This is a genomic window from Micromonospora olivasterospora, from assembly GCF_007830265.1.
In the GTDB taxonomy this organism is placed as follows: domain Bacteria; phylum Actinomycetota; class Actinomycetes; order Mycobacteriales; family Micromonosporaceae; genus Micromonospora; species Micromonospora olivasterospora.
The window spans coordinates 4,233,890-4,260,660 of the sequence record NZ_VLKE01000001.1; the positions used below are offsets into that span (position 1 = coordinate 4,233,890).

General features: G+C 75.7%; 18 protein-coding genes, 3 pseudogenes and 1 riboswitch. Of the genes and pseudogenes, 9 read left to right on the plus strand and 12 right to left on the minus strand.

Annotated elements, in window-relative coordinates; translation table 11 throughout:
• The 3 pseudogenes from JD77_RS19545 to JD77_RS19565 all read right to left on the minus strand — a co-directional run.
• A pseudogene (locus tag JD77_RS19545) lies at nucleotides 1–264 on the minus strand (hypothetical protein); the annotation flags it as partial.
• Between the two features lie 491 nt (nucleotides 265–755).
• A pseudogene (locus tag JD77_RS35535) lies at nucleotides 756–1,918 on the minus strand (type III secretion system chaperone family protein); the annotation flags it as partial.
• Between the two features lie 998 nt (nucleotides 1,919–2,916).
• A pseudogene (locus JD77_RS19565) lies at nucleotides 2,917–3,395 on the minus strand (type III secretion system chaperone family protein).
• A gap of 113 nt (nucleotides 3,396–3,508) precedes the next feature.
• Here JD77_RS19565 and JD77_RS19570 point away from each other — a divergent pair.
• On the plus strand, nucleotides 3,509–5,965 hold the full coding sequence (locus JD77_RS19570; protein WP_145775625.1) for an FtsK/SpoIIIE family DNA translocase: 2,457 nt from the start codon (nucleotides 3,509–3,511) through the stop codon (nucleotides 5,963–5,965).
• A gap of 59 nt (nucleotides 5,966–6,024) precedes the next feature.
• Here the strand turns inward: JD77_RS19570 and JD77_RS19575 are convergent, their stop codons facing one another.
• Nucleotides 6,025–6,270: a hypothetical protein gene (locus JD77_RS19575; RefSeq protein WP_145775626.1), complete on the minus strand. Its 246-nt coding sequence runs from the start codon at nucleotides 6,268–6,270 to the stop codon at nucleotides 6,025–6,027.
• Nucleotides 6,271–6,362: 92 nt separating this feature from the next.
• Nucleotides 6,363–6,677: a DMT family transporter gene (locus JD77_RS19580; protein WP_145775627.1), complete on the minus strand. Its 315-nt coding sequence runs from the start codon at nucleotides 6,675–6,677 to the stop codon at nucleotides 6,363–6,365.
• A gap of 62 nt (nucleotides 6,678–6,739) precedes the next feature.
• Nucleotides 6,740–6,804: riboswitch (guanidine-III (ykkC-III) riboswitch) on the minus strand.
• Between the two features lie 115 nt (nucleotides 6,805–6,919).
• On the opposite strand from JD77_RS19580, the gene JD77_RS19585 reads away from it, so the two are divergent.
• The 7 genes from JD77_RS19585 to pspM all read left to right on the plus strand — a co-directional run bounded on the left by JD77_RS19585 (nucleotide 6,920) and on the right by pspM (nucleotide 13,302).
• Complete coding sequence (locus JD77_RS19585) at nucleotides 6,920–7,840, plus strand: ornithine cyclodeaminase family protein (RefSeq protein ID WP_145775628.1); 921 nt, start codon at nucleotides 6,920–6,922, stop codon at nucleotides 7,838–7,840.
• 165 nt (nucleotides 7,841–8,005) lie between these two features.
• Nucleotides 8,006–9,487, plus strand: coding sequence for a 30S ribosomal protein S12 methylthiotransferase RimO (gene rimO / locus JD77_RS19590; protein ID WP_145777670.1), 1,482 nt, complete (start codon nucleotides 8,006–8,008; stop codon nucleotides 9,485–9,487).
• 77 nt (nucleotides 9,488–9,564) lie between these two features.
• Nucleotides 9,565–10,155 (plus strand): CDP-diacylglycerol--glycerol-3-phosphate 3-phosphatidyltransferase, encoded by a 591-nt coding sequence (gene pgsA, locus JD77_RS19595; protein ID WP_145775629.1) that lies wholly within the window; start codon nucleotides 9,565–9,567, stop codon nucleotides 10,153–10,155.
• A gap of 53 nt (nucleotides 10,156–10,208) precedes the next feature.
• Complete coding sequence (locus JD77_RS19600) at nucleotides 10,209–10,790, plus strand: CinA family protein (RefSeq protein WP_145775630.1); 582 nt, start codon at nucleotides 10,209–10,211, stop codon at nucleotides 10,788–10,790.
• 157 nt (nucleotides 10,791–10,947) lie between these two features.
• A complete protein-coding gene (locus tag JD77_RS19605) occupies nucleotides 10,948–11,406 on the plus strand; it encodes a helix-turn-helix domain-containing protein (RefSeq protein ID WP_145775631.1) in 459 nt (152 codons plus the stop codon).
• A 217-nt stretch (nucleotides 11,407–11,623) separates the two neighbouring features.
• Nucleotides 11,624–12,493: a PspA/IM30 family protein gene (locus tag JD77_RS19610; RefSeq protein ID WP_145775632.1), complete on the plus strand. Its 870-nt coding sequence runs from the start codon at nucleotides 11,624–11,626 to the stop codon at nucleotides 12,491–12,493.
• Between the two features lie 23 nt (nucleotides 12,494–12,516).
• Nucleotides 12,517–13,302 carry a phage shock envelope stress response protein PspM gene (gene pspM / locus JD77_RS19615; RefSeq protein WP_145775633.1) on the plus strand — a complete coding sequence of 262 codons (786 nt, stop codon included), beginning with the start codon at nucleotides 12,517–12,519 and terminating at the stop codon, nucleotides 13,300–13,302.
• Between the two features lie 6 nt (nucleotides 13,303–13,308).
• Here the strand turns inward: pspM and JD77_RS19620 are convergent, their stop codons facing one another.
• From JD77_RS19620 to JD77_RS19640, 5 genes are all read right to left on the minus strand, one after another.
• On the minus strand, nucleotides 13,309–16,917 hold the full coding sequence (locus tag JD77_RS19620) for a multicopper oxidase domain-containing protein (RefSeq protein WP_145775634.1): 3,609 nt from the start codon (nucleotides 16,915–16,917) through the stop codon (nucleotides 13,309–13,311).
• A gap of 215 nt (nucleotides 16,918–17,132) precedes the next feature.
• Nucleotides 17,133–17,945: a DNA-formamidopyrimidine glycosylase family protein gene (locus JD77_RS19625; RefSeq protein WP_145775635.1), complete on the minus strand. Its 813-nt coding sequence runs from the start codon at nucleotides 17,943–17,945 to the stop codon at nucleotides 17,133–17,135.
• Between the two features lie 72 nt (nucleotides 17,946–18,017).
• Nucleotides 18,018–18,260, minus strand: coding sequence for a CPCC family cysteine-rich protein (locus JD77_RS19630; protein WP_145775636.1), 243 nt, complete (start codon nucleotides 18,258–18,260; stop codon nucleotides 18,018–18,020).
• An 80-nt stretch (nucleotides 18,261–18,340) separates the two neighbouring features.
• Nucleotides 18,341–19,129 carry an SAM hydrolase/SAM-dependent halogenase family protein gene (locus JD77_RS19635; RefSeq protein ID WP_145775637.1) on the minus strand — a complete coding sequence of 263 codons (789 nt, stop codon included), beginning with the start codon at nucleotides 19,127–19,129 and terminating at the stop codon, nucleotides 18,341–18,343.
• A gap of 143 nt (nucleotides 19,130–19,272) precedes the next feature.
• Nucleotides 19,273–20,430 carry a tryptophan dimethylallyltransferase family protein gene (locus JD77_RS19640; RefSeq protein WP_145775638.1) on the minus strand — a complete coding sequence of 386 codons (1,158 nt, stop codon included), beginning with the start codon at nucleotides 20,428–20,430 and terminating at the stop codon, nucleotides 19,273–19,275.
• 366 nt (nucleotides 20,431–20,796) lie between these two features.
• Here JD77_RS19640 and JD77_RS19645 point away from each other — a divergent pair, with 366 nt between their 5' ends.
• A complete protein-coding gene (locus tag JD77_RS19645) occupies nucleotides 20,797–21,168 on the plus strand; it encodes a Tn3 family transposase (RefSeq protein ID WP_170286484.1) in 372 nt (123 codons plus the stop codon).
• 202 nt (nucleotides 21,169–21,370) lie between these two features.
• Here the strand turns inward: JD77_RS19645 and JD77_RS19650 are convergent, their stop codons facing one another.
• Nucleotides 21,371–21,886 carry a hypothetical protein gene (locus tag JD77_RS19650; protein WP_211372610.1) on the minus strand — a complete coding sequence of 172 codons (516 nt, stop codon included), beginning with the start codon at nucleotides 21,884–21,886 and terminating at the stop codon, nucleotides 21,371–21,373.
• A gap of 260 nt (nucleotides 21,887–22,146) precedes the next feature.
• Nucleotides 22,147–26,682: an ATP-dependent helicase gene (locus tag JD77_RS19655; RefSeq protein WP_145775640.1), complete on the minus strand. Its 4,536-nt coding sequence runs from the start codon at nucleotides 26,680–26,682 to the stop codon at nucleotides 22,147–22,149.
• Nucleotides 26,683–26,771: the final 89 nt, after the last annotated feature.

A 26,771-nucleotide genomic window follows, 5' to 3' on the forward strand; every position in this document is an offset into this window, starting at 1 on the left:
TCAGCTGTTCCAGTGCTGGGCGACGATGTCGGCGGCCTGCTGCTCCCACTGGGCGTATGCGTCGGGGTAGGCCGACACCTGCACGGTCTGGGCGGCGTCGGTCAGCGGCATGTCCTGCCACCCGTCGACCTGCCGCAACCCCTTCAGGAACGCGGTCGTCGACTACTCCGGGTCGGTGATCTGTTCCGGGGTGCCCCAGCCCGACGACGGGCGCTGCTGGAACAGGCCCAGCGAGTCGTGGTCGTTGCGGTCACCCAGGTGCCCGCGAGCACTTGTCAGGCGCTCGAAGCCAAGAAAGGCGGGAAAGGCCGCTCGGGGAAAGTCGTTCGGCCACCGGCCCGCGGGGCGGAGAAGAATCGCCTCTTCGCGGCGCCGGGACCATGTACACCGACCGGCGGCCCGCCATCATTCCGGGCCCGGCTCACCCCACCCCGTGGGGCGCCTTCCTCGGTCGTGCACCGGCGCTCAACCCAAGATCCGGACAACTTCCGGGGAGTTGTGGCCTCACCAAGGCGAGGAGGCAACAGTTTCCATGAAAATGCGCGGATCTTGAAACGGACGCGCGGGCCGAAGCCGACACGGGGGGTTTGACCCGCCCAACGGCGTACCCCGGGAGGCGCGGACGACGCAGCCCGCGCGTCCGGGCGGGCTGCGCATGACGACCGGGTGGGCCCGCCGTGACCGGCGCAGGGGTCAAGCCTGACTGGGCCCACCCCCGAGCGTCAGGCGGGCCGGTGTCGGCGTTCCGGGGCCCGTCAGGGGAGGGCGGCGACCGCCTGGGCGTACGCGACGCCGGTGGCGACGATCGCGGTGACCAGGACGTCGAGCTGCGCCGGGGCCACCCCGTGGGCCAGGTCGGTGGTCACGTCGCCGGCCAGCACCAGCTCGCCGTCGCCGGGGTCGTGCACGTACGCCTTCGGCAGCAGCCGGTCGTGGTTCCAGGCGTTGCAGAACGCGTACGCCTCGGCGCGTCGCGCCGGCGGCAGCCGCCGGGTGGCCAGCACCCGGGTGTGCAGGATGTCGCCCCGCTCGCCGGCCCGCCGGAACTCGACCACTGCGGGGTCCCACCGGCCGACCACGACGCCGCCCCGCACCGTCCAGGCGTCGCCGCGCCGGTCCAGCGCGGCGGTGATCATGGCGACGGTCAGTGCGCCCAGCTCGTCGGCGGCCAACCCGTCGCCCCCGTCGTCCCCGCCGGCGTAGAGCCTGTCGCCCCGCCAACGTCGCGCCCGTCACCTCCGCCGGCGTCCCGTCCGGCGCCTCCGGCGTCGTTGCGCCCGTCACCTCCGCCGGCGTCCCGTCCGGTGCCCCTGCCAACGTCGCGCCCGTCACCTCTGCCGGCGTCCCGTCCGGCGCCTCCGGCGTCGCCTCCGCCGGCGCCGTCCGGGGCCTCGGGGTCGTCATCGGGGTCGGGTGGCAGCGGGACCGGGTCGCCGGTCGGCCGCTCGGCCAGCCAGGCGGCGATCCGGCCGGACTGGTGCCCCGTACCGTTGCGGGCGTCGAAGCTGCCGGCGAGGCCCGTCGCCACCTCGGCCAGGAGCCCGCCGAGCCGGGCCACCTCGACGGCCTCGGCCGGGCGGCCGGCGTGCCCGGGACGGTGGATCCGCCGCCCGCCCCGGCCCGCCTCGGCGGCCAGCGCGCAGAGCAGCGCACCCGCGGCGGCGAACTCCATCGCCGCGAGGTCGTCGGACGGCTGGTCGAGCCGGGGCAACTGCTCGGCCAGGATGTCCAGCCCCCGGTCCAGGTGCCCGCCGAGGGCGCAGAACCGCAGGTGCGCCGCGAGGTACGGGAAGGCGGTCCACTCCCGCCGGTGCCGCCGGTACGCCACGACGTGCGCCCGAGCGGCCCGCTCCGGCTCCCCGGCGCGCAGCAGCGGCAGCAGCGCCCCGGCCAGCGCCCGCTCGGGCTGGTCGGTGCAGTACGCCGCCCCGGGGTCGGCCCCGCCGGGCCCGCCCGAAGCGCCGGAGCCGCCGGGCCAGTCCGAGCCGCCGGGCCCGCCCGAAGCGCCGGAGCCGCCGGGCCAGCCCGAGCCGCCGGGCCAGCCCGAGCCGCCGGGCCAGCCCGAGCCGCCGGGCCAGCCCGAGCCGCCGGCCAGCCCGAGCCGCCGGGCCAGCCCGAGCCGCCGGGCCCGCCGGCCGGCCCCGCCCGAGTCGCCGGCCCGCCCGGCTCCCCGAGTACCGGGCGTAGCTCGGCCAGCGCGGCGGCCCACTCGCCCCACCCGGCCAGCAGCTCGGCCCGGCGGGACGGGGCGCAGCCCGGGCAGCCGGCGGCCGGGTCGGCCGGGGCGGCGCGCCAGCGCTCGTACCAGCGGCGGGCGGCCGGCTCGTCGCCCAGATGGTCCGCCAGCCGGCAGAGCAGCTCGGCCACCAGGCCGCCTGCCTCCCCGGTCCCGTCGTCCGCGCTGCGCTGCCGGAAGTCGTCTGCGCTGCGCTGCCGGAAGTCGTCTGCGCCGCGCTCCCGACGGCCGGCTGGGCCGGGTCCGGGGGCGTCGTCGCCCGGCCCCGGACGCCGTCCCGCCCGGCGTGCGCCAGGTCGTCCAGCGCGGCGCGCGCCTGGTCCAGCCCGACGCGCGGGGTGGCGAAGAGCGCCTCGACGGCCAGCCGTTGGTACCGGCGCAGTTCTCCACCCCGCTCGCCGGCCAGCTCGGGCGCCCGGTCGAGCAGTTCCCGGCAGCGGCGCAGCGGCTCGAACAGCCGCCACCGCGTGCCCTGCCGCAGGTACGCGTCGAGCAGCGCGAACCGGGCGTCCAACCCGGACCGGACGTCGCCGGCCGCGTCGGCGGCGGAGGCGATCCGTTCCAGCTCGGCGACGCGCGGCTGGCCGTCGGGCAGGTCCCCGGCGGCGGCGAGAGCCTCGGCCGGAGCCCGGTCGCCCCGGGCCCGCCCGTTTCGCCGTCGCGGCTGCCCCGGCGCCCGGTCACGGCCGCGCCCCGTCCGCCAGTTGGCCGACGGCGGCGGCGAGCTGACAACCGGTCGAGATGCCGCAGTCGAGCAGCTGGTCGAGCTGGTGCGGGGTCACGCCGCGCTCGAGGTCGGCGATCACCTCGCCGCAGACCAGCGCCCGCCCGTCGTCGTCGACGTGCACGAACGCCTTCGGCCAGTACCGGTCGTGGTTCCACGCGTTGCAGAAGGCGTGCAGGGTGGGTACGGCCTCGATGGGGAAGGTCGGCGCGGCAACGGTGCGGACCTGGAGGATCTCGCCGGCCTCGCCCATCCGCAGGAACCAGATGAGCGCGTCCGCCCAGCGGCCCAGCAGGCGCCCCTCCTGGTCCACCGAGACGGCGTACCCCGGGTGCCCAGCACGGCGGCGATCAGCTCGCCGGTCAACGGCCGCAGCGCGCGCGGGTGCCCGGTCAGGGGACCGTCCGATCCGTCCGCGTAACCCGGCGACGCCATCGGGCATCCCTTTCTGAGGCGAATAACACAACCGGCGGCGTCATCCGTGCTGCGACACGCGGACACGACCCGGAAAGCGACGATCCGGCGGTTCCCGCCGTTACGGTGACTCTATGGCGGGCCGTACCTCTCAGGCGAGCCGGCGGCGCGGCGCGTCGCCGCGCGGCACCACGAACAACCGCGCCCGTCAGCCTGCGAAGAAGGCCACGAAGGCCGCCCCCCGGCGGCGCACGGCCGCGGCCCGGCCCGGCCCGGCCTTCGGCGTCGGCCGCGCGGTCGGCGCGGTGTGGATGGGGCTCGCGCACGGCGTCGGGTGGGCCGTCCGGGCCGCCGGCCGGCAGGCCGCCTCCGCCCGCGACCTCGACCCGGAGCACCGCCGCGACGGCGCGGGCCTGCTGTTGCTCGGCCTGGCCATCCTCAGCGCGGTGGGCATCTGGTTCTCCGGCGCCGGCCCGGTCGGGGCCCGGCTCGCGGACACCGTCCGGCTCTTCCTCGGCGCGATCTCCGTGGTGGTCCCGGTGCTGCTGTCGATCGGCGCCTGGCGGCTGATGCGCACGCCGGGCGACCCCGAGCACCGGGGGCGGGGGCTGGTCGGCTGGGGGTCCATGCTGGTCGCCACCGCGGCGATGCTGCACATCGGTCAGGACCCGGTCGACGCGGTCCAGCGCGACTATGCCGGGGGCCTGATCGGCGCGGGCGTGGGCAACCTGCTGGAGGCCGCCGTCACCGCCTGGGTGGCCGTGCCGCTGCTGATCCTGCTGCTGGTCTTCGGCCTGCTGGTGGTCACCGCCACCCCGATCAACAAGATCCCCGAGCGGCTCGGGCTGCTGGCCGGCGCCGTGGTCGGCTCGCCGGCCGCCGAGGAGGCCGCGCCGCCCGAGAAGCCGGCCCGCCGCCGCCCGGCCAAGCGCGCCGCGCCGCCGCTGCCCGACCCCGACGAGTTCGCCGAGGGGTACGACGGCGTCGACCTGCAGGAAACCGTGGTGCTGCCCCGCAAGTCCGCGGCGAAGGTGCCCGCCACCCGCAAGCCCGTCGAGCCGCCGGAGCACTCACCCGCGCCCACCCGGGCCGAGCAGTTGGCGCTCACCGGGCTCTCCGGCGACTACACGCTGCCGCCGGCCAACATGCTCGGCAGCGGCGCCGCGCCCAAGACCCGGAGCAAGGCCAACGACGAGATCATCGCCGCGCTCACCGGCGTGTTCGACCAGTTCGGGGTGGACGCCGAGGTCACCGGCTTCACCCGGGGCCCGACGGTGACCCGGTACGAGGTCGAGCTGGGCCCGGGCGTCAAGGTCGAGCGGATCACCCAGCTCTCCCGCAACATCGCGTACGCGGTGAAGTCGCCGGACGTGCGGATCCTCAGCCCGATCCCCGGCAAGAGCGCGGTCGGCGTGGAGATCCCGAACACCGACCCGGAGAACGTGGCGCTCGGCGACGTGCTGCGATCCCGGGCGGCCACCAGCGACCACCACCCCATGCTGGTCGCCCTCGGCAAGGACATCGAGGGCGGCTACGTGGTGGCCAACCTGGCGAAGATGCCCCACATCCTCATCGCGGGGGCCACCGGCGCCGGCAAGTCGAGCTGCCTCAACACCCTGCTGGTGTCGATCCTCACCCGGGCCACCCCGGACGAGGTGCGGCTGCTGCTGATCGACCCGAAGCGGGTCGAGATGACGTCGTACGAGGGCATTCCGCACCTGGTCACCCCGATCGTGACCAACGCCAAGAAGGCGGCCGACTCGCTGGAGTGGGTCGTCCGCGAGATGGACATGCGCTACGACGACCTCGCCGCCAACGGGGTCCGGCACATCGACGACTTCAACCGCAAGGTGCGCAACGGCGAGATCAAGGCGCCGCCGGGCAGCGAGCGGGAGATGCGGCCGTACCCGTACCTGCTGGTGATCGTGGACGAGCTGGCCGACCTGATGATGGTCGCCCCGCGCGACGTGGAGGACTCGGTCGTCCGGATCACCCAGCTCGCCCGGGCCGCCGGCATCCACCTGGTCCTGGCCACCCAGCGGCCCTCGGTCGACGTGGTCACCGGCCTGATCAAGGCCAACGTGCCGTCCCGGCTGGCGTTCGCCACGTCGTCGCTGGCCGACTCGCGGGTCATCCTCGACCAGCCGGGCGCGGAGAAGCTGCTCGGCCGCGGCGACGGGCTGTTCCTGCCGATGGGCGCGTCGAAGCCGATCCGCATCCAGGGCGCCTGGGTCACCGAGCGCGAGATCGCCGACGTGGTGAAGTTCTGCCGGGACCAGCGCGAGCCGGAGTTCCGCCCGGACGTGCTCACCCCGGCCAACGACAGCAAGAAGAAGATCGACGAGGATATCGGCGACGACCTCGACCTGCTGGTGCAGGCGGTGGAGCTGGTGGTCACCTCGCAGTTCGGCTCGACCTCGATGCTCCAGCGCAAGCTGCGGGTCGGCTTCGCCAAGGCGGGCCGGCTGATGGACCTGATGGAGACCCGGGGAGTGGTCGGCCCGTCCGAGGGTTCCAAGGCCCGCGACGTGCTGGTCAAGCCGGACGAGCTGGAGGAGGTCCTCGCGGGCCTGCGCGGCGGCGGCGACTGAACGCGCCCGTACGCGACGAGGCCCGCCGGTGTTCCGGCGGGCCTCGTGGTGGGGCGGGGTCAGGAGTTGAGGATCGCGGCGGCCAGCGCGATGCCGATGACGGCGCCGACGACGCTCGCGGCGGCGGCGTACCAGCCGAGTGGCTTGTCGCCCATGACCGCGCCGACGATGCCGAGGACGACGCCGACGATCCCGAAGAGCACCGGTGCCAGGAACACCGCCACGACGGCGAAGACGAAACCCAGGATGGTGCAGATCCGGGCGGCGTTGCCGCGCGGGCGGGCGGTGCTGTGCATGTCGGCCATGACGTCCTCCGTGGTGAGAGCCTCGATGGTGGGTTCGGCCCGCTCTCTACCCATTACGGTCGGCGACTACGCGTACCGCCCATCCGGGGACGTCAGTGGAAGATCTTCAGCCCGACCACGCCGGCCACGACCAGCAGCAGGCAGGCGATCCGGGGCAGGTTGGCCGGCTCGTGCAGCGCGAGCATCCCGACTCCGGCGGTGCCGACCGCGCCGATGCCGACCCAGACGGCGTACCCCGTGCCGACCGGGATCTCGCGCAGCGCGTACGCCAGGCCGGCCATGCTGGCCACCAGGGTGACCGCGAAGACCGCCGAGGGGAGCGGCCGGGTGAACCCGGCGCTGCGGTCGAGGGCGACCGCCCACGCCGTCTCGAGAAGTCCGGAGACCACCAGCACGATCCAGGCCATGACGTCACCTCTGCGCGAGCGCCCGGACCTCCGGGGGCCGGGACGAGTGGGAACCGCCGTCCACGCGGGCGTCTTGGCCTGACCGGGTACGCCCACCCTCGTCCGGGGCGGCCCGCCGACCGCTCGGCGCGGGTCGGGCCACCGCCGCCGACCGTAGCACCGGCGGGACCGGTGGGCGACGCCGGTGGGGGCGGCCACCCGGCGTTGACGTGAAGTTGACTTCAAGTAGCAGTATTGCGGCCATGACTGTGCTCATCTCCGACCGGGATGTCGCCGCCGCCCTGGACGCCGCCACCACCGTCCAGGCGATGCGGGACGCCCTGCTGGCCGCCCACGCCGGCCGCCTGGTCGCGCCGCCCCGGGCGTCCGCGGCGTTGAGCGGGGGCCGGATGGTCCTCACCGCCGGGCACCTCACCGGCGAGTGGTACGGCTACCGCTCGTACGACACGTTCGGGCACCCGGAGAGCGAGCAACTGGTGGTGCTGCACGACGGGCGGACCGGCGCGGTGCGGGCCGTCGCGGTGGGCGAGGAGCTGGGCTCCCGGCGTACCGGGGGACTGGGCGGGGTGGCCGTGGCCGCCCTGGCCCGCCCCGACGCGGCGACGCTCGGGGTGGTCGGCTCCGGCGGGCAGGCGTGGACGCAGGTCTGGGCCGCCGCGGCGGTCCGCCCGCTGCGCGAGGTCACCGTGCACAGTCGCTCGGCCGCCCGGCGGGAGGCGTTCGCCGCCCGGGTCCGCGCCGAGCTGGGCGTGCCGGCCCGGGCCGTGGAGACCGCGCGAGCCGCCGTGGCCGGCCGCGACATCGTGGTGCTCGCCACCACCAGCCCCACGCCGGTGCTGGCCGCCGCCGACCTCGCCCCGGGCGCGCACGTCAACACCGTCGGCTTCAAGCAGGTCGACCGGCACGAGTTCGGCCCCGACCTGCTCGACGCCGCCGACGTCCTGGTCACCGACTCGCCGGCCCAGGCCGCCGCGTACGACCCGCCGATGCTCGCCGCGCTGCCTCCGTACGCCGACCGGCTGCGCGACCTGGGCGCGGTGCTGGCCGGCGCGGCGCCCGGCCGCACCCGCGCCGACCAGGTCTCGGTCTTCTGCTCCACCGGCCTGGCCGGCACGGAGGTGTTCCTGCTCGACCGCCTCGTCCGGGTCGCCGCCCGGCTCTGACCGGCGCGGGCGGCGCCCACGCCGGGCGGCGCCAACGGCGCGACGACGGCGGCCACCGCCGTTGCGGGCGGGCCCCGCCGCGCCCGGTACCCTCGGATGGTGTCTGCCACCTTCCCTCGCGACAACTCCAGCGCGGCGCGTCCGACGCCGCGCCGCGACCAGGAGCTGTCGTCCCCCGCCGCCGGCCGCCGCGTCGCCCTGCTGACCCTGGGCTGCGCCCGTAACGAGGTCGACTCGGAGGAGCTGGCCGCCCGGCTGCACGCCGACGGCTGGCAGGTGACCACCGACGGCGAGGGCGCCGACGTGGTCGTCGTCAACACCTGCGGCTTCGTGGAGAAGGCGAAGCAGGACTCGATCCAGACGCTGCTCGCCGCCGCCGACACGGGCGCCAAGGTGGTCGCGGCCGGCTGCATGGCGGAGCGGTACGGCCGGGAGCTGGCCGACAGCCTGCCCGAGGCGCAGGCCGTGCTGAGCTTCGACGACTACCCGGACATCTCGGCCCGGCTGGGCGCGGTCGTCGCCGGCGAGGAGTTCGCCGCGCACACCCCGCGCGACCGGCGGGAGCTGCTGCCGCTGACCCCGGTCGCCCGGCGGGACAGCGCCGTGTCGCTGCCCGGCCACGGCGCCGCGCGGGCGGCCGTCGAGGCCGACGAGCACACCCCCGCCCACCTGCGCCAGGTGCTGCGACACCGGCTCGACACCGGTCCGGTGGCGTCGCTCAAGCTGGCCAGCGGCTGCGACCGGCGCTGCGCGTTCTGCGCGATCCCCGCCTTCCGCGGCGCCTTCGTCTCCCGTACGCCGGACGAGCTGCTCGCCGAGGCGGAGTGGCTGGCCAAGACCGGCGTCCGCGAGCTGGTGCTGGTCAGCGAGAACTCCACGTCGTACGGCAAGGACCTGAGCGACCCCCGGGCGCTGGAGAAGCTGCTGCCCCAGCTCGCCGCGATCGACGGGATCGTCCGGGTGCGCGCCAGCTACCTCCAGCCGGCCGAGACGCGGCCCGGCCTGGTCGAGGTGATCGCCACCACGCCCGGCGTCGCGCCGTACTTCGACCTGTCGTTCCAGCACTCCAGCGAGCCGGTGTTGCGCCGGATGCGCCGCTTCGGCTCCACCGAGCGGTTCCTGGAGCTGCTGGCCTCCGCCCGCGCCCTGGCCCCGGACGCGGGCGCGCGCAGCAACTTCATCGTCGGTTTCCCCGGCGAGACCCGGCAGGACGTGGCCGAGCTGGTCCGTTTCCTGACCGAGGCCCGGCTCGACGCGATCGGCGTGTTCGACTACAGCGACGAGGACGGCACCGAGGCCGCAGGCCTGCCCGGCAAGGTCTCCGCCGCCACGGTCAAGCGCCGGTACGACAAGCTCGGCGCGCTCGCCGACGAGCTGTGCTCGCAGCGGGCCGAGGAGCGGCTCGGCTCGACGGTCGAGGTGCTGGTCGACTCGGTCGACGAGGGCGTGGTCGAGGGGCGGGCGGCCCACCAGGCACCCGAGGTCGACGGCTCGACGACCCTGGTCGCCCCGGCCGGCGGCGGGGTCGACCTGGCCGCGCTGCGCCCCGGCGACCTGGTCCGGGCCACGGTCACGGCCACGGAAGGGGTGGACCTCATCGCGGTCCCGGATGAGATGATCTCGGCCGCGCCCGGCGCGACGCGGTGACGGCGGGCTCTGAGAAGGCGGGGGAGCCACGTGGCGCGGTGTCAGGTACGCCGCGGCGGCCCGAGGAGGGCGCGGCCGTGACCGGGGCGGCGGAGCCGACGCCGGCCCCGGTGGCCGCCCGGGTGCCGGTGCTCAACGCGGCCAACGCGCTGACCCTGCTGCGGCTGGTGCTCGTGCCGGTTTTCGCGGCCTCGGTGGTCGTCTCGGAGATGACCTCCGCCGGCTGGCGGATCGCCGCCTGCCTGATCTTCGCGGTGGCGTCGGCCACCGACCTGGTCGACGGCTGGATCGCCCGCCGGTTCGGTCTGGTGACCTCCGTCGGAAAGGTCGCCGACCCGATCGCCGACAAGGCGCTCACCGGCGCCGCGCTGCTGCTGCTGTCCTGGTACGACGGCCTGCCCTGGTGGGTGACGGCGGTGATCCTCGTCCGCGAGCTGGGCATCACGGCCCTGCGGTTCTGGGTGATCCGGCACGGGGTGATCGCGGCCAGCCGGGGCGGGAAGGCCAAGACGGCGCTCCAGATCCTGGCCATCGCCTGGTACCTGTGGCCGATGCCCGCCAGCGTGGCCGTCGTGGGTCCCTGGATCATGGCCGCCGCGGTCGCCGTGACGGTCGTCACCGGCTTCGACTACCTGGCCCAGGCGTTCCGCCTCCGCCGCAGGCCGTGATCCCGCCGGCGGGGATGAGTACGTCCGGGCGGGGCTGGGAAGGGACACTCGGCATGGACACGGAGACGGACGCGAACGGGCGACGGCCGGTCGGCAACCCGGCCGCCGGGGCGGTGCACGCCCTCGCTGAGCGGCACGAGACACTGGCCACCGTCGAGTCGCTCACCGGCGGCCTGCTCTCGGCCGCGGTGGTGGAGATCGCCGGGGTGAGCGGCGTCTACCGGGGCGGCCTGGTCGTCTACGCCACGGAGCTGAAGTCGGAGCTGGCCGGCGTACCGGCGGACCTGCTGGCCGAGCGCGGGCCGGTCGACCCGGACGTGGCGCTCGCCCTGGCAGAGGGCGGGCGGCGGCGCTGCGGCGCGGACTGGGGGCTGGCCACGACGGGGGTGGCGGGGCCGCAGCCGCAGGACGGCAAGCCCGTCGGGCTGGTCTACGTCGCGGTGGCCGGGCCGGGCGGCGCCGAGGTCCGCCGACTCGACCTCGACGGCGGCCGGGACCACATCCGCTCCGCCGCGGTGATCGAGGCGTTCCGGCTGCTCACCGAGCGGATCGGCGGCGCGGCGCCGGCCCCGGGGCCCGGGACCTCGGCGCGCGCCGAGGACACCGCGTGGCCGGCCGGCACGGGGCGGCGCTGACCGGGCCGCCCAGATGGACGGGCGGGGTGGGATGTCACACGGCCCGGCAACGGGTACGGTTGCGGGAAGGTTCCGACGCGTGACGTCGGCCGGCGCGGTCCACCGCGCCCGGCACGACGGCGGCGGCGGAGAGGAGAGACCCGTCAGGGGAGGTGCGATGGTCCTGCTACGCCGGGTGATCGGTGACGCGCTGCGGGCCCGCCGGCAGGGGCAGCAACGCACCCTGCGCGAGGTCTCCTCCGCGGCGAACGTCAGCCTGGGTTACCTGTCCGAGATCGAGCGCGGCCAGAAGGAGCCCTCCAGCGAGCTGCTGGCCGCCATCTGCGACGCCCTCGGCGCCCGTCTGTCCGAGCTGCTGCGCGAGGTCAGCGACACCGTCGCGCTCGCCGAGCAGATGCCCGGCGTGCTGGTGCCGGTGCAGGGCGAGCCGGCGCAGCCGGCCGAGGCGGCCCCGGTGGCCCGGGCGGCGGTCGCCAAGAGCGCCAACCGGGGGGTCCGCCAGGTCACCTCCGGCGGTCCCGTGGCGATGACCGTCCGGCAGGACTCGCCGCTGAAGGCCACCCTGCGCAGCAAACGGGTCCGCCCCGCGGAGCGCGACGTCGTCTGCGCCGCCTGACCGCCGCCTCCGTCCCCTTTTCCGGCCCCGCGGACGAGGCCGTGGCCGGGATTTCCCGGGCCGCGTACTGTTGATCAGACGGTGGCGTGTGCCGCCCCCGGCGTACGGATGCCGGGGTGGCGCCCGGCTGCGACGATGGGCTCACTGCCGCGCGACCGCCGGCCGGACCGCCCGGCACGGTGGCGGCGGCGCGACTAGCTGAGGGGATACCGCGGAGATGGCGAACCCGTTCGTCAAGGGCTGGAAATACCTGATGGCGCTGTTCGGGGCCCGGATCGACGAGCACGCCGACCCCAAGGTGCAGATCCAGCAGGCCATCGAGGAGGCGCAGCGCCAGCACCAGTCCCTCGTCCAGCAGGCCGCCGCGGTGATCGGCAACCAGCGCCAGCTGGAGATGAAGCTGTCCCGCCAGATGTCCGAGGTCGAGCGGCTCCAGGGCAACGCCCGGCAGGCCCTCGTCCTCGCCGACCAGGCGCGGGCCCGGGGCGACGAGGCGGAGGCCGGCCGGTACGAGCAGTCGGCGCAGCTGCTGGCCACCCAGCTCGTCTCGGCCGAGCAGGCCGCCGAGGACCTGAAGACCCTGCACGACCAGGCGCTCGGCGCCGCCGCCCAGGCCCGCCGGGCCGTGGAGAACAACTCCATGATCCTCCAGCAGAAGCTGGCCGAGCGCACCAAGCTGCTCAGCCAGCTGGAGCAGGCCAAGATGCAGGAGAGCGTGGCCCGCTCGCTGGAGTCGATGTCCGCGCTCACCGCCCCCGGCACCACCCCCTCCCTGGACGAGGTGCGGGACCGGATCGAGAAGCGCTACGCCACCGCGATGGGCCGCGCCGAGCTGGCCGGCAACTCCGTCGAGGGCCGGATGCTGGAGATCCAGAAGGCGGCACTGGACTCGGCCGGCTCGTCCCGGCTGGAGCAGATCCGGGCGAGCATGGCCGGCGAGCAGCTCGCCGGCCGGCAGGACCGCTCGGCGGTCGGGCAGGGCCAGTCCGCGCCGGCCGCCGACCCGGCCGCCGCGGCCCGGCTCGACCAGCTCCGGGCCAGCCTGGGCCAGGAACGCGCGACCGGGGACAGCAGCGCCGCCGGCTGAGCGGCGGCAGACAGGAGGCAGGGGTGGCAGACGAGCGGGCACGGCACTTCCGTCGGCTGCGCCGGCTGCGGCGCTCCGCCCGCCGGTGGAGCGTCATGGCGGGCGGGCTGACCGGAACCGCCGCGGTGCTGACCCCGTACGCCGGGCTGGGCCTGCCGGACGCGGCCTGGGCCGGCGCCGCGGGCAGCGCGCTGGCGCTGGCCGCCTGGCGCTGGGTGGACCTGCGTGCCCTCGCCGCCCGCCCCGCGCCCCCGGCGCTCGACCCGGCCGAGGCCGCCGCCCGGTCCCGGGCCCGCCTCGTCGCGGCCGTCGAACGGCTCCCGGCCGGCCCCGGGGTGCTGGCCGAGCTGCGCCGGGCCCGGTCCCGGCTGGCCCTGCGCGGCACCAGCGCCGCCGAGCCGTGGGCCCGGCTGGACCGGGCCGCCCTCACCCTCGGCGGGCTGGCCGGGCGGCTGAGCGGGCTCGCCGAGCCGGCCGTGCGGGAGGCCGCCGACGCCGACCGGTCCCTGCGCGAGCTGGCCGAGCGGGTGGCCAGCGTCGAGCGGGCCCTGCGGCTCGCCCCGGCCGACGCCCGCGCCCCCCTCGCCGGGGCACACCGCGAGCTGGCCGCCCAGCTGGAGAGCGGGGTGGCCGCGTACGAGCGGCTGGTGGTCGCCGCCGCCGGGTACCTGGCCGAGGATGCCCGCCCCAGCGGCGAGCACGTCGCCGCGTCCCGGCTCGCCGAGGCCACCGACCTGCTGCACGGGGTGGCGTCGGCGCTGGCCGAGCTGCGCGCCGTCGGCGACCCGCTCCGCTCGCCCACCCGCTGACCGCGCTCAGCCGGGGGTGGTCACCGCCACCGCCCGCCCGTACGCCGAGCTGCCCACGACGTTGAACGCCCGCACCCGGTAGTGGTACGTCGCGTCCCGGGCCAGCCCCGTGTTGGTGAAACCGCGCCCGCGCACCGTGAACTCGGCGACGTCCCGGGCGAACGCCGGGTCGAGGGCGCGCTGCACCACGAAGCCGGATCCCGGGCCGCCCGGCGCGTCGGCCGCCCAGGTCAGCGCCACGGTCGCCGTGTCCGGGCCGGGCGCGCCCGCCGTGGCGGCCAGCGCCGTCGGCGGGGTCGGCCGGGGCGGGGTGGTCACCGTGGCGACCGTCGACCACGGCGACGCCGTCCCCAGGTACGTCGTCCGCACCCGGTAGTAGTACGTGGTGTCGGGCGCGACGACGGCGTCCACGTGCTGCTCGTGGACCCCGACGGCGGTGGTGGCCGGTCCGCTGGTGAACGTCGGGTTGGTGGCCCGCTGCACGTCCACGCCGGTGGCGAAGGAGCGGTTGGCCCAGCGCAGCCCCACCCGCAGCGGCGTGGCCGGCGGGATCGCGGCGGCCAGCCCGTGCGGCGCGGCGAGGCGCACCGCCGCGGGCACCCCGTTCGACCAGGCCGAGCAGCCCACCTCGTTCTCCGCCCGGATCCGGTAGTGGTACGTCACCCCGGGGGTGACGCTCGCGTCGGTGTGGCGGGTCGCGGCGGCGGCCACGGTGATCGCGGTGACTCCCTCGGTGAACGCGGCGTCGGTGGCCCGTTGCAGCAGGTGGCTGGCGGCCGGCGGGCGACCGCCGCCGCCGGTCCAGGTCAGCGCGATGGCCGGCAGCACGGTCGCCGAGCCGGGCACGGGCGTGGCGGTCAGCCCGGTCGGGGCCTTCGGGGCGACCCGCAGCACCAGCGGCCGGCTCGCGCCCTGGTCCCGGTGGCCGCCGAGCTGGCTGTGCCAGCGGTACTCCCAGCCCATGTTGACCAGGTGGTTCACCACTGACGCCGGCCGGCCGTCGACCGGGCTCACCGCCGTCGAGCCGATCCGGGCGCCGGCCGGCCGGGTCGGGTCGAGCAGCCGGACGCTGTCGCCGAGCTTGAACGGCAGGACGGGCGCGACCGGCCGCAGGGCGACGATCACGTCCTCCCGGGGGTTGACCCGGACCGTCTCCTTCCAGCCCAGCTCGTTCGGCTCGGGCGGGCGGATGCGGCCGTCCCAGCCGACCCGGTTGACCACCTGCACGTCGCAGCCGCCCACATGCACCGGGTGGGTCTGCCGGGCGTTGCCGCTGATCCGCCAGAGCTGGGTGCCGTCGGTGGGCGCGCCGACCGGCACCGACTCCTCGGCGACCACCAGCGTCTCGGTGGCCGGGTCGACCGGGCCGAGCGGCAGCGTGGCCGGGCCGAGCGGCCCCGCCTGCGGATGGGCGACGCCGAGCCGGCCGGCGACCCGTCCGTACGCCGGCTCGAAGACCTGCTGCACCGCCTTGACGTGCAGCGGCAGGGTGACCGGGACGCTCGCCCCGGCCGGGGTGAACGTGACGGTCGTGGCGTGCGCCGGCACCAGCGTCTCCCGGGCGGTCCGGGTGCCGAACGCCCGGTCGTACGCCGGCTGGGGCACGATCGGCGGGCGCTGGCTGGCCGCGTACGCCCCGGGCAGCCGCTCGGCGAGCCGGGCCACGTCGTACGGCTCGGCCGGCTCGCCGGCGACCCGGAACTGGAGCAGGGTGCGGGTGTTCGGCCCGTACCCGCCGACGGTGCCGGGCAGCCCGCCGACGCCGGTGCGGTCCGGGGCGCCCGAGTACTGGTCGTAGCGTGGGTCGAAGCGGGGCAGCGGGGCGGGGCAGTCGTTGTACAGGATGAGCGTGGCCCCGGGCGGCACGGCCGAGAAGTCGACGATCACGTCGGCCCGCTCCCCGGGGGCGAGCAGCAGGGCGTGCCCGTCGACGTTGAGCACGGTCAAGTCCTGCCGGTCGTACCGGTAGCCCACCGGGCGGCTCGGCAGCACCACGGGTGCCGGCAGCAGCCCGCACTCGTTGCCCACCTGCACGAACGCCGGCCCGGCGGCGCGCGGGTCGGGCACCCCGCCGTCGCGGCCGTCCGTCGGCCAGCCGGGAGGCCGGTCGGGGGAGCGGACGGCGTCCACCATGGGCACCTCGCCCGCGTCGGCGTCGCACAGCCGGCCGTCCGGCCCCCACATCGGCCCGTCGGAGCGGGCCCGGTAGAGCTGGAGGTTGAGGCTGCGGTCCGCGCAGGCGTTCAGGATCCGGAACCGGTACGCCTTCGGCGCCACCGTCAGGTACGGGTACGCCACGCCGTTGACCACCGGCGTGTCCCCGTACGCCTCGGGCACCGCCGACGGGTGCGGCACGCCCGGCGCGAGCGGCGGCTCGTCCGGCGCGGCGACCGGGTCGTGGTGCGGGTTCGGCACCGGCGCGGGCGTCCCCGCCTCGTCGGTCGCCGGGGGACGCACCCACGGGCCGTAGTCCCAGCGGCCGGTCGGGTTCGTGCCCGCGGCCCGGTACGGGTTCTGCCGGGGCTGGTACACGTGCGGGTGCCACAGGCTGCCCCGGGCCCCCCAGCGGTCCCGGTCCCACGTCGGGTCCTGGGCGGCGAGCTGCGTGTCGTCCGGCACGAACGTCTTGTCCTCGATCACCAGCGGGAGCTGCTCGGCGGGGAGCACCCCGTCGGCGACGAGCTGTTCCTCGGCCGGGTCGGTGAGCAGGTAGAGCGCGAGCTGACCGGAGTGGACGGTCAGCCGGGACAGGCCGAGCGTGTTGTCGTGCAGCCACATCAGCCGGCCGCTCTGCGCGTTCGGGTAGTACAGCGTGGTCGCCCCGGGCCCCGGGGACGGCATGTCCGGCACGTGCGCCAACCCCACCCCCGTCGGGTACGGGGTGATCTCCTGCGGCGGGGTGACCCACTGCCAGGGGTTGCCGGCGCTGGTCCAGCCGGTCTGCCCGCCGTACAGGTGCAGGACCGCCCGGTTCTGCGGGTATGGCGCCGGGCCGTCCAGTGGGCCGCCGCCGGCCCCGTCCACGGTCGGGTCGACCGGCAGGAACAGCTCCCCGGCCCGGCCGGTGGGCAGCTGGTTGACGAACTTGATCCGCACCGGCCGGCCGCGCCGGGCCATGATCACCGGGCCCAGGTGGTACGGCCGCTCGGGCGGGCGCACGGTGTTGTGCCCCGAGTCGTCGGTGCCGAGGTTGAGCTGCCGGTAGCCGCGCAGCCGGGTCGCCGGCAGGTCCCGGTGCAGGCGCTGGGCGTACTCCTGCAGGCCGATCTCGTAGTAGTCGCAGCCCGGCCAGGTGATCGTGTCCGGCACCGCCACCGGCAGGTACCCGCCGAGCGGGGTGCGGCCCGCCACACCGGGGCGGGGGAGCGGGTCGACGAACTTGCGGATGCCGGTGCCGGGAACGACCCCGCCCCGCCCGTCCGGCACCGGCAGCGGGCTGCCGGCGAAGTTGGGCACCGGGCCGAAGCAGCGGGGGGCCTCGGCCGGGTCCAGGCTGGCCGGCGCCCGAGCCGCGTCCTCCGCGGTCCGGGCGGTCGGCACCGTCGGACCCGCCTCCCGGCCGGTGCGGACGGCGCGGTCGGTCCAGCTGGAGCGCAGTCTGCGGAACAGGACCATGGCTCTCCCCCGGGGTCGGGGCGCCACGGCCGCCGCCCGAAGCGAGGACGGCCACGCGCCCGGAACGCTTCGACGAACGGTGAGCAGTCAACCACAGCATGCGACGACGGACGGGTGGTTAGGAATTGCCCAATCGTCCCAATCTGGGCTTCACACTGTCCGCTGACCGACAGACCGCCGGTCGACGGGGCGGCCGGGTACGTGGACGCGCGCGGTCAGGACGGTGGGGCGGGCTGGCAGGCCGGGCACCAGAAGGTGACCCGCTCGCCCAGCTCCTCCTTGCGGATCGCCGTGCCGCACCGGCGGCACGGCTGCGCCCGCCGGCCGTACACGTAGCTGGTCCGCCCCCGGTGCAGCGAGCCCGTGGTGCTCTGGGTCCACCGCCCCCGGTTGGCGGCCAGCAGCCGCTGCGCGAGGGCCACCGTGCCGGCCAGGTCGGGCGCGGCGCCAACCGGGGTCCACGGCGAGATCCCGCGCAGGAAGAGCACCTCGCACTTGTACAGGTTGCCCACCCCGGCCAGGTTGCGCTGGTCGAGCAGCGCCTCGCCGATCGGCGTCTCCGGGTGGGCGGCGAGCCGACGGACCGCCTCGGCCGGGTCCCAGTCCGCGCCGAGCAGGTCCGGCCCGAGGTGCCCGACCAGGGTGTCCTCCTCGGCCGTCGGCACCAGGGCCAGCTCGTGCAGGTGATAGCCCACGGCCACCGCGCCGGCCGTGCGCAGCACCGCCCGGATCAGGTGCGCCGGCCTGGCCGCCCAGCGCTCTCCCGGGGCGTACGCGCGCCAGGCGCCGTCCATCCTCAGGTGCGAGTGCAGCGTCCAGTCGGTGACCCCACCGGGGCCGACGGGCGCCGGCGCGGTCAGCCGGAGCAGCAGGTGCTTGCCCCGGCTGGCCGACTCCCGGACCGTCCAGCCCGTCAGGTCGGTGGCGGCCAGCCGCGGCACGCGGAAGTCCGAGCCGGTCAGCCGGGCCCCACCGAGGGCGCGCTCCAGCACGCGGGCGGTGTTCCACACGGTGTCGCCTTCGGGCACCCCGCTATTGTCCCGCCGGACCAGGGCGCCGTGGGTGGCTGACGGGCCGGGTCGGGCGGGCGACCGCCCCGCTCAGGGGCGCTCCTCGGGGCGCGGCGGGCGCACCATGTCCTGGTAACGGGGGTGGCTGGCGCCGTAGACGGCGAAGTTGAGCCGGGCGTGGGACAGGCTCAGATCGCCGTTCGGGCCGCCCCGGACCACGTCGGCGTCGGCGTCGCTCTGGCCGTCGTCCGTCCAGAAGCAGACCGGACATGTGCCGCCGCCGGTCAGGGAGAGACAACAGGGGCAGGCCGAGGGAACCCATTGATCACCCACCCGGCCAAGGATTCCACAGTCCATTGAGCGGCACGTGTCCGGCCCGGCACTGATCCGCGCCGATCGTCCCGGCCCGGCGGTCAGCCGAGCGGCGCGACCGGCACGAGGTCACCCGGGGCCACCGCGAGCACGTCGGCCGCCCGGCCCCCGTTCACCGCCACGGCGACCAGTCCGGCGGAGTCGACGTACACGACCAGCTCACCGGGCGGCGCGTCGCCGAACGTCCGCCCGTGCGCCGCCGGCCGCCCGGCCACCGCGAGCCGGGCCGGCAGCGCCGCCAGAAGGCTCCCGGACGCCGCGAGCTGGACGTTGCCGAAGTGGTCGACGGTCAGCACCTCGGCGGCGAAGCCGTCGGCGGTGGCCCGTACCACGGGCTCGGGAAGCCGGACCAGCGCGGCGGGGTCGACGGCCGGCCCGGCGTCGGCCAGCGGCGCGCCGAGGGCGAGCCGCGCCGCGACCGGGGCGAACACGTCCCGGCCGTGGAAGGTGCGGGACACCTCCGGCGCCAGCCAGGCCGGGTTGGTCAGCTCGACGGCGGCGGTGATCCCGCCGAGCGCGGCGGCGGCGTCCAGCAGCAACCCGTTGTCCGGCCCGACCAGCACGCCGCCGGGCGCGGCCACGGCGATCCCCCGCCGGCTGGTGCCGACGCCGGGGTCCACCACCGCGACGTGTACGCCCGGCGGCAGGTACGGCACGGCCTGGGCGAGCACGGCCGCGCCCCGGCGTACGTCGGCCGGCGGCACCAGGTGGGTCACGTCGATCACCCGGGCGTCCGGCGCGATGCGCCCGATCACCCCGTGGCAGGCCGCCACGAACCCGTCGGTGAGCCCATAGTCAGTCGTGAGCGAGATCCACGCCGTGGCACCCATGCCGGGCACCCTAGACCACCATCAATCCCGGCGGGTGTGGTACTGCTCCACCGCGAGACGGCCACCAACCTGCTCCCATCCGTGCCGACCAGCTCCTGCTGGCCGTAACGGACTTTCATCGACATCCGTTACACAGATCTCCCCTACGGGCCCGTCCACCGCGCCTCCTGGTCCGCTCCGGCTGGCGCCGCCCGGTGCGGTTCGGCCTCGGCTGTGCCACCCAGTCCGACGTAGACGGTGACGAGCGGCCGACCTATCTCCTTGAATCCGATCCAGCTCAGCCGGTTGCTGGCCGCCGGCAAGGCACCGCTGGCCGCGGCCGCGACCGATCGGAACGCCTCGACACCGATACCCAGTCGGGTCAACAGCTCGGTAACCCGTTTCCCGGCCACTGCGTCGTTCGGTAGGTTCGGGTCGAGGGGGCAGTACAGCGTCGTGGTCAGAGCCGTGCCGTCGGCGGCGAAGGCAAGACAGGTCATCGGCGCCTTGACCCACTGCGCCAGCGGCGCCGGATTGAGCGTTCCCAGCAGCTCGGCGTACCGGCCACCGCGATGGCCGGCCCCTAGGCGCGAAACCAGCTCGATATCGTCGATGCCTGCTTGGCTGTGCCGCAGGTACACCTTGACTCGGGCGACAGGCCGATCCACCAGATCCAGCGCGACCAGTGCCGGCTCGTAGCTTGGTGACCCCAGCCGGTCTGCGCCGAGGTGCTCCTCCACCCGCTCCCACGCGGGACCGAGGCCCAGCCTTCCCATCGCCTCCCGCACGACCGCCAAGGGCGGCCGGCCCGATGCCGCCGGGTTCAGATAGACCTTGTGCAACGGCGGCGCGGTCGCGTGCCCGGCTTCCAGCGCATGCAGGAGCAGGAACGGTGACGGATCAGCCGCCGGTCCGAGGAACAGATCGGCCACCGCTTCCAGCCGCCGGGTACCGTCGCCGAGCCGGGCGGCCAGTAGCGCGAGATGTCGCTCTAGCTCCGATCGCGTCGCGGCAGCTCCACCTGGCTCGAACAGGACCCGGGTCCGGACCCCATCGGGAGAGAAGGTGAAGGAGAACTCGACCGGGCTGCCGTCATTACCCACAAAGGACGTCTGCCGTGCCCCGGCACCGATCGGCCGATCCGCCCAGTCGCCCAGAACGCCGGAGACCTCGTCGAACAGCACCTGCAGATCGTGCTGCTGCCCCAGCCGCGCGCGAATGGACGCCAGATGCGCTTCCACAAGCTGCCGGAACGTCGTGGGCCGATGTGTCAATCCGGCCCAGGTTCGGGGTCCTGCATAGTCGGTATCAATCTGGGCCACTCAACGCTCCTATCGAGAGGGTTGTGCTTGAGGCGCGCCGACTCCGGAAAACCTTCAGCGCAGCCGACCAGGGTCCTCCTGCTCGAGCAGGTCCCAAACCTTGCGGACCGCCACAGGTGTTAGAACCCACCCCCCTCCCGCGGTCTTGGCCGAGACAGGCGCGACAACGCGATTGACTTGTTCGGCCGGCTGGTCGCGATCAGCTGCAGATCCGTCGGCCATCTGCAAGCTGAGAAAACGATGCTGGAACGGCCACGATCTATGGCCTACTAGGTAATCCGTCCAAGGGAATTCCTCTCTGCCCATCTATTTCCACGTACCTACGGTGCGCAAGGTTCACGTTGTGGTCTGGGCTACTACCGGCCGGTGCTCGCGGACCTACCGAATACGAGGCTGTGGCGCGTCGATGCCCGCACCGACTACGGCGTGCTGGACAAGACGGCGCGGTGGCCGGGTCGACCTGGACAAGAGCGCCGGCACTGGCCGCACGTGTTGCGGGTGATCGCGTCGGCGCACACCCGCAAGATCTCCGCGCACGACATGATCAGGGTGTTGCAGCATGACGGACGGCTTACCGGCCTCGGGGAGGCGGTCGCGCACTACGGCCGGATCTTCAAGACCCTGCATGTGCTGACGTTCGCCGACGACCCGGACTACTGGCGGAACCCAAAGGGGATGCGCACCTGCAGGAGGGCCGGCACAGCGTCGGCCGGCACGTCTTCCACGGCCGTTACCTGAACTACGCGCTGGACGCGCTACGCGGCCAGGGGCACCCCGCGTTGGAGGCCGACGCCGCCCACCTGTCGGCGTACCAGTACAAACACATCAACGTGCGTTCACCCCCCGCCCGACCTGGACGGCGTCCGCCGGCCGCTGCGCATCCCGCAGCGGGCGATCCGGGTGACGCCCTGGCGCCGCATCGCGAGTCGGGCTGCACGGCTCAGCGGTACAGAGGTTGTTCTTCTGCCGGGTGGGCCGGGACGACGTCCAGTTGTAAATCACCGATGAGCGTGTCGATGGCGGCCTGTTCGGCGCCGATCCCGGCCCAGTGCGGGTCGACGTCGCTGACGAAACACCAGCGGCGGTCGGCCGGCCAGACGAAGGCCGGCGGAGCGATCGGCTGACCACCACCGAGGTCGGCTTCCCAGGCGTCGATGTCGTGCAGGGCGCCGCGTAGCAGCGCATACCGGCGGTGCGGGATCTCGACGAGTGGGCCGTGCCGCACGTTCGGTGGCAGCGGGATATCCGAATACCCCTCCCACACGCAGAAGTAGCAGTCCTGCGGGGTGGAGGTGAACCGAGCGAGCAGGCGCAGCGCTCGACGTGCCTGGGTGGTGTCCGACGGATGCCCGGCGGGAATGTCGGCGTCCGCCTCGTCCTGACCGGGCGCGACGGGATCAGGGATGAAACGGAGCCTGCCGAACGCCTCGAAGCTCGCCGGGCCGAAGGTCGTCAACTGGGTGGCCGGTGTGCCGGACCGGAGGAGCCAGTCCGCCGCGGTTGTGTCTGGACAGTATGTGAGTGTCATCATCACTGCTGCTCACTGTGCCTGCTCGCCGATCGACCGTCGGCTCGGACACTACCCCCCGCCGCGTGCTGGCTCACCCCGGTCGCGACCCGCGTTGCTCAACGCCTGCCCGCCCTGACCGCCGCGATCTGGCCGAGGTGGCCCGGCTGGAGGGCCCGTACGCCGACGCGAGCGGGCGACGCGCGAGGTCAGCCGCGCAGGCGCAGGCCGCGGGGCGTCGGCCGGAACCCGGCGGCGGTCAGCGCGTCGCGCAGCGGGGAGGCCGCGACCGCCTCCCCGTCGGCCCGCTCGACCGACATCGCGCCGAGAGCGCCGGAGTGCACCGCGTCGGCGAGCGCCTTGCCGGCCGAGGCGAGGGCATCCGGGTCGGCGGAGAACGACAGGATCGTCCGCCCGCCCCGCTCGACGTAGAGCACCAGATCGCCGCCGGCCAGCACCACCAGGGCGCCCGCCTTGCGGCCGGCCCGGTGCCCGGTCGCCGGGGCCGCCCCGTCGCCGGAGTCGACCACCCGCTCCGGCCAGGGCAGCGCCCCGCCGTACGGGTTGGCGGGGTCGGTGGCGGCGAGCACCACCGTCGGCCCTCCCCGGCCCCGGCCGGCGTCGGCCGGGTCGGCGAGGGCGCGCAGGCGGTCCACCGCGCCGGGCACCGCGAACTGGGCCGCCCCCAGCCCCTCGACGAAGTAGCCGCGCCGGGCGGCGCCGCGCTCCTCCAGTGCGGCGAGCACCGGATAGACGGCGGCAAACCCGCCGCTCACCTGCTCGGCCGCGACCGCGCCCCGGGTCACCACCCCGTGCCGTTCGAGCAGCACCTCGGCGAGCGCGGCGGCCCGCCGGGTCGGGTCGAGGTCCCGCTCCGGCAGCCGGGACCAGCGGCCGGCCACGGTGGGCGGGCCGCCGCGGCTGGGCAGCGCGACCCGGCCGGGACGGCGGTAGCGGGTACGCGGCGCGGACGGCCGCGACCGGTGCGCCCCGCCACCGCCGAGCGCCGCCCGCAGCGGGGCGAGGGTGTCGTTGGTGAGGTGGCCGGCCCAGACCAGGTCCCAGATCGCGGCGGCGAGGGCGGCGTCGTCGGTCGAGGCGACCCGGTCGGCCAGCGAGCGGAAGAACAGCGCCTGCCCGTCGGCGAGCGCGTCGAGCACCGCCTCGTGCAGCGGGGTGCGGGCGAGGACGTCGTCCGGCGGCGGCAGGAGCAGCGGCGCGGCGTCCGCGTACGCGAGGGTGACCCAGCCGTCCCCGCCGGAGAGCGCCCCCGAGCCGGCCCACACCACCTCGCCGCTGGCGCACAGCTCGTCGAGCTGGGCGGGGGAGTAGTCGGCGACCCGGCCGGGCAGCACCAGGCGTTCCAGCGCGGACGCCGGCACGGCCGCGCCCTGCAACTGCTCGACGGCGGCGGCGACCGCCTCCACGCCCCGGGCCGACGAGCCGACCTGCTGCCAGCGGGGCAGGAACGTCGCCAGCGCCCGGGGCGGCACCGGCTCGATCTCCCGCCGCAGCGCGGCCAGCGAACGACGGCGCAGCAGCCGCAGCACCTCCGCGTCGCACCACTGGGTGCCGACGGTGTCGGGCGCGAACTCGCCGGAGACCACCCGCCCGGTCGCGGCGAGCCGGCGCAGCGCCTGCTCGACGACGGCCACCCCGAGCCCGAACCGGGCGGCGCAGGAGACGGCGGCGAACGGGCCGTGGGTGCGGGCGTACCGGGCGACCAGGTCGCCGAGCGGGTCGGCCACCGGCGCCAGGTACGCCTCGGCCACCCCGACGGGCAGCGCCACGCCGAGCGCGTCGCGCAGCCGGGCGGCGTCCTCGACGACGACCCAGCGCTCCTCGCCGGCGACGCGCACCCGCAGCACCCGCCGGGCGGCCGCCAGCTCGGTGAGCCAGCCGACCGGCGCGCCGCGCTCGGCCAGCTCGGCCTCCGACAGGTCGCCGAGCGTGCGCAGCAGCTCGATCACGTCCTCGGCGTCGCGGGGGCGGCGCCGCTCGGTGAGCCAGCGCAGCTGCCGCTCGGTCTCGGCGAGCACCGCCGGGTCGAGCAGCTCGCGCAGGTCGACCCGGCCGAGCAACTCGCCGAGCAGCGCCGAGTCCAGCGCCAGGGCGGCGGCCCGCCGCTCCGCGAGGGGGGCGTCGCCCTCGTAGAGGAACGCGCCGACGTACCCGAACAGCAGCGAGCGGGCGAACGGCGACGGGCGGTCGGTCTCCACCTCGACCAGGCGCACCCGCCGGGCGGCCAGGTCGCGCATCAGGCCGGCCAGCGCGGGCTGGTCGAAGACGTCCTGAAGGCACTCCCGGGCGGCCTCCAGGGTGACCGGGAAGTCGGCGTACTCGCGGGCGACGTCGAGCAGTTGGGCGGCGCGCTGGCGCTGCTGCCACAGCGGCTGGCGGCGGCGCGGGTCGCGGCGGGGCAGCAGCAGGGACCGGGCCGCGCACTCCCGGAACCGGGCGGCGAACAGCGCGGACGTGCCGACCGACTCCTCGACCAGCTGGGCGACCTCGTCGGGGTCGAAGACGATCACATCGGCGCCGGGCGGCTCCTCGGCCGTGTCCGGCAGCCGCACCACGATGCCGTCGTCGGAGGGCAACACCTGGGCGTCCACGCCGTACCGTTCGGCGAGCCGCCGGCCGATCGCCAGCGCCCACGGGGCGTTCACCCGCGCGCCGAGCACCGAGTGCACGGCGAGCCGCCAGTCGCCCAGCTCGTCGCGGAACCGCTCCACCACCACCGTCCGGTCGTCCGGCAGGGACCGGGTCGCGGCCTGCTGCTCCCGCAGGTACGCCATCAGGTTGCCGGCGGCCCAGTCGTCCAGCCCACCGGAGCGCAGCGCGGCGACCGCCGCCTCGTCGCCCTGGCGGAGCAGGCCGCGCACCCGCGCGCCGATGGCCCGGCCCAGCTCCACCGGCCGGCCGGGCTGGTCGCCCTTCCAGAACGGCATCCGGGCGGCCTGGCCGGGGGCCGGCGACACCAGCACCCGGTCGGGGGTGATGTCCTCGATCCGCCAGGACGACGAGCCGAGCAGGAAGACGTCGCCGACGCGGGACTCGTAGACCATCTCCTCGTCCAGCTCGCCGACCCGGGCGGCCCGCTCCGCGCCGGCCAGGAAGACGCCGAACAGGCCCCGGTCGGGGATGGTGCCGCCGCTGGTCACCGCGAGCCGTTGCGCGCCGGGACGCCCGGTCAGCACGTCGGTGGCGCGGTCCCACACCAGCCGGGGGCGCAGCTCGGCGAACGCGGTCGACGGGTACCGGCCGGAGAGCATGTCCAGCACGGCGTGCAGGGCGGAGTCGGGCAGCTCGGCGAACGGCGCGGCGCGGCGCACCACCGCGGCCAGGTCGCCGACCCGCCACGGCTCCAGGGCGACCATGGCGACGACCTGCTGGGCGAGGACGTCGAGCGGGTTGCGCGGGTAGCTCAGCTCCTCGATGGCGCCGTCGGCCATCCGCTCGGCGACGACCGCGCAGGAGAGCAGGTCGCCCCGGTGCTTGGGGAAGACCACGCCCCGCGAGACGGCGCCGACCTGGTGCCCGGCGCGCCCGACCCGTTGCAGGCCGGCGGCGACGCTGGGCGGCGCCTCGATCTGCACCACCAGGTCGACCGCGCCCATGTCGATGCCCAGCTCCAGGCTGGAGGTGGCCACCACGGCGGGCAGCTGCCCCGACTTCAGCGCCTCCTCGATGTGCCGGCGCTCCTCGCGGGACACGCTGCCGTGGTGGGCGCGGGCGATCACCGGCGCCGCGCCGGCCGCCGCGCCGGACTGGGCCATCAGCTCGGCCGGCGGCCGGCGCGGGGCCGGGGCCGGTGCCCCCGTCAGCTCCTCGGCGGCCAGCTCGTTGAGCCGGGCGCAGAGCCGCTCGGCGCTGCGCCGGGAGTTGGTGAAGACGATGGTCGAGCGGTGCGCCCGGACGAGCGAGTACACCCGCTCCTCGACCGCCGGCCAGATCGAGGCCCGGCGCGGGCCGTCGAGGTCGTCCCCGGGCGGCTCCTGCTCGTCGAGGCGGGTCATGTCCTCCACCGGGACCTGGACGCTGACCTCGATCGTCTTCGGGGTCGCGGGCTGGACCACGTCGACCGGGCGGGCCCCGCCGAGGAACCGGGCGCAGGCGTCGATGGGGCGGACGGTGGCGGACAGGCCGATCCGCTGCGCGGGGGCGGGCAGCAGCTCGTCGAGGCGTTCCAGGGAGAGCGCCAGGTGGGCCCCGCGCTTCGTCCCGGCCACCGCGTGGACCTCGTCGACGATCACCGTCTCCACGCCGCGCAGCGAGTCCCGTGCGGCGGACGTGAGCAGCAGGAACAGCGACTCGGGCGTGGTGATGAGGATGTCCGGCGGGGTGCGCGCGAAGGCGCGCCGCTCGTCGGCGGGAGTGTCCCCGGTACGCATGCCGACCGTGATGTCCGGCGGCGCGACGCCCAGCCGGGTGGCGGCCTGCCGGATGCCCGCGAGGGGAGCGCGCAGGTTGCGCTCGACGTCGACGGCCAGGGCCTTGAGCGGGCTGACGTAGAGCACCCGGCACCGCTGGCGGGCCTCGGCCGGCGGCGGCGCCTGGGCGAGCCGGTCCAGCGACCAGAGGAACGCGGCGAGCGTCTTGCCGGAGCCCGTGGGCGCGACGACCAGGGCGTTCCGCCCGGCCGCCACGGACCGCCAGGCGCCGGCCTGGGCGGCGGTGGGTGCGGCGAACGCCGCGCCGAACCACTCCCGCGTCGCCGCGCCGAACCCGCCCGTCACCTCCGCCATCCGTCAATCCTGCCTCGCACCTACGACACCCACCCGCCAAGAGCTCCCGGCCTGCCCCCGGTCCGTGGGCTCCGCCTCAAGCAAGGAAC

Bases quoted from the DNA above. Each gene is read 5' to 3' on its own strand.
- JD77_RS19585 (WP_145775628.1), top strand. From the start codon at position 6,920: ATGACTGTGCTCATCTCCGACCGGGATGTCGCCGCCGCCCTGGACGCC.
- JD77_RS19570 (WP_145775625.1), top strand. From the start codon at position 3,509: ATGGCGGGCCGTACCTCTCAGGCGAGCCGGCGGCGCGGCGCGTCGCCG.
- JD77_RS19580 (WP_145775627.1), bottom strand. From the start codon at position 6,677: ATGGCCTGGATCGTGCTGGTGGTCTCCGGACTTCTCGAGACGGCGTGG.
- JD77_RS19605 (WP_145775631.1), top strand. From the start codon at position 10,948: ATGGTCCTGCTACGCCGGGTGATCGGTGACGCGCTGCGGGCCCGCCGG.
- JD77_RS19575 (WP_145775626.1), bottom strand. From the start codon at position 6,270: ATGGCCGACATGCACAGCACCGCCCGCCCGCGCGGCAACGCCGCCCGG.
- JD77_RS19655 (WP_145775640.1), bottom strand. From the start codon at position 26,682: ATGGCGGAGGTGACGGGCGGGTTCGGCGCGGCGACGCGGGAGTGGTTC.
- JD77_RS19610 (WP_145775632.1), top strand. From the start codon at position 11,624: ATGGCGAACCCGTTCGTCAAGGGCTGGAAATACCTGATGGCGCTGTTC.
- JD77_RS19620 (WP_145775634.1), bottom strand. From the start codon at position 16,917: ATGGTCCTGTTCCGCAGACTGCGCTCCAGCTGGACCGACCGCGCCGTC.
- JD77_RS19600 (WP_145775630.1), top strand. From the start codon at position 10,209: ATGGACACGGAGACGGACGCGAACGGGCGACGGCCGGTCGGCAACCCG.
- JD77_RS19635 (WP_145775637.1), bottom strand. From the start codon at position 19,129: ATGGGTGCCACGGCGTGGATCTCGCTCACGACTGACTATGGGCTCACC.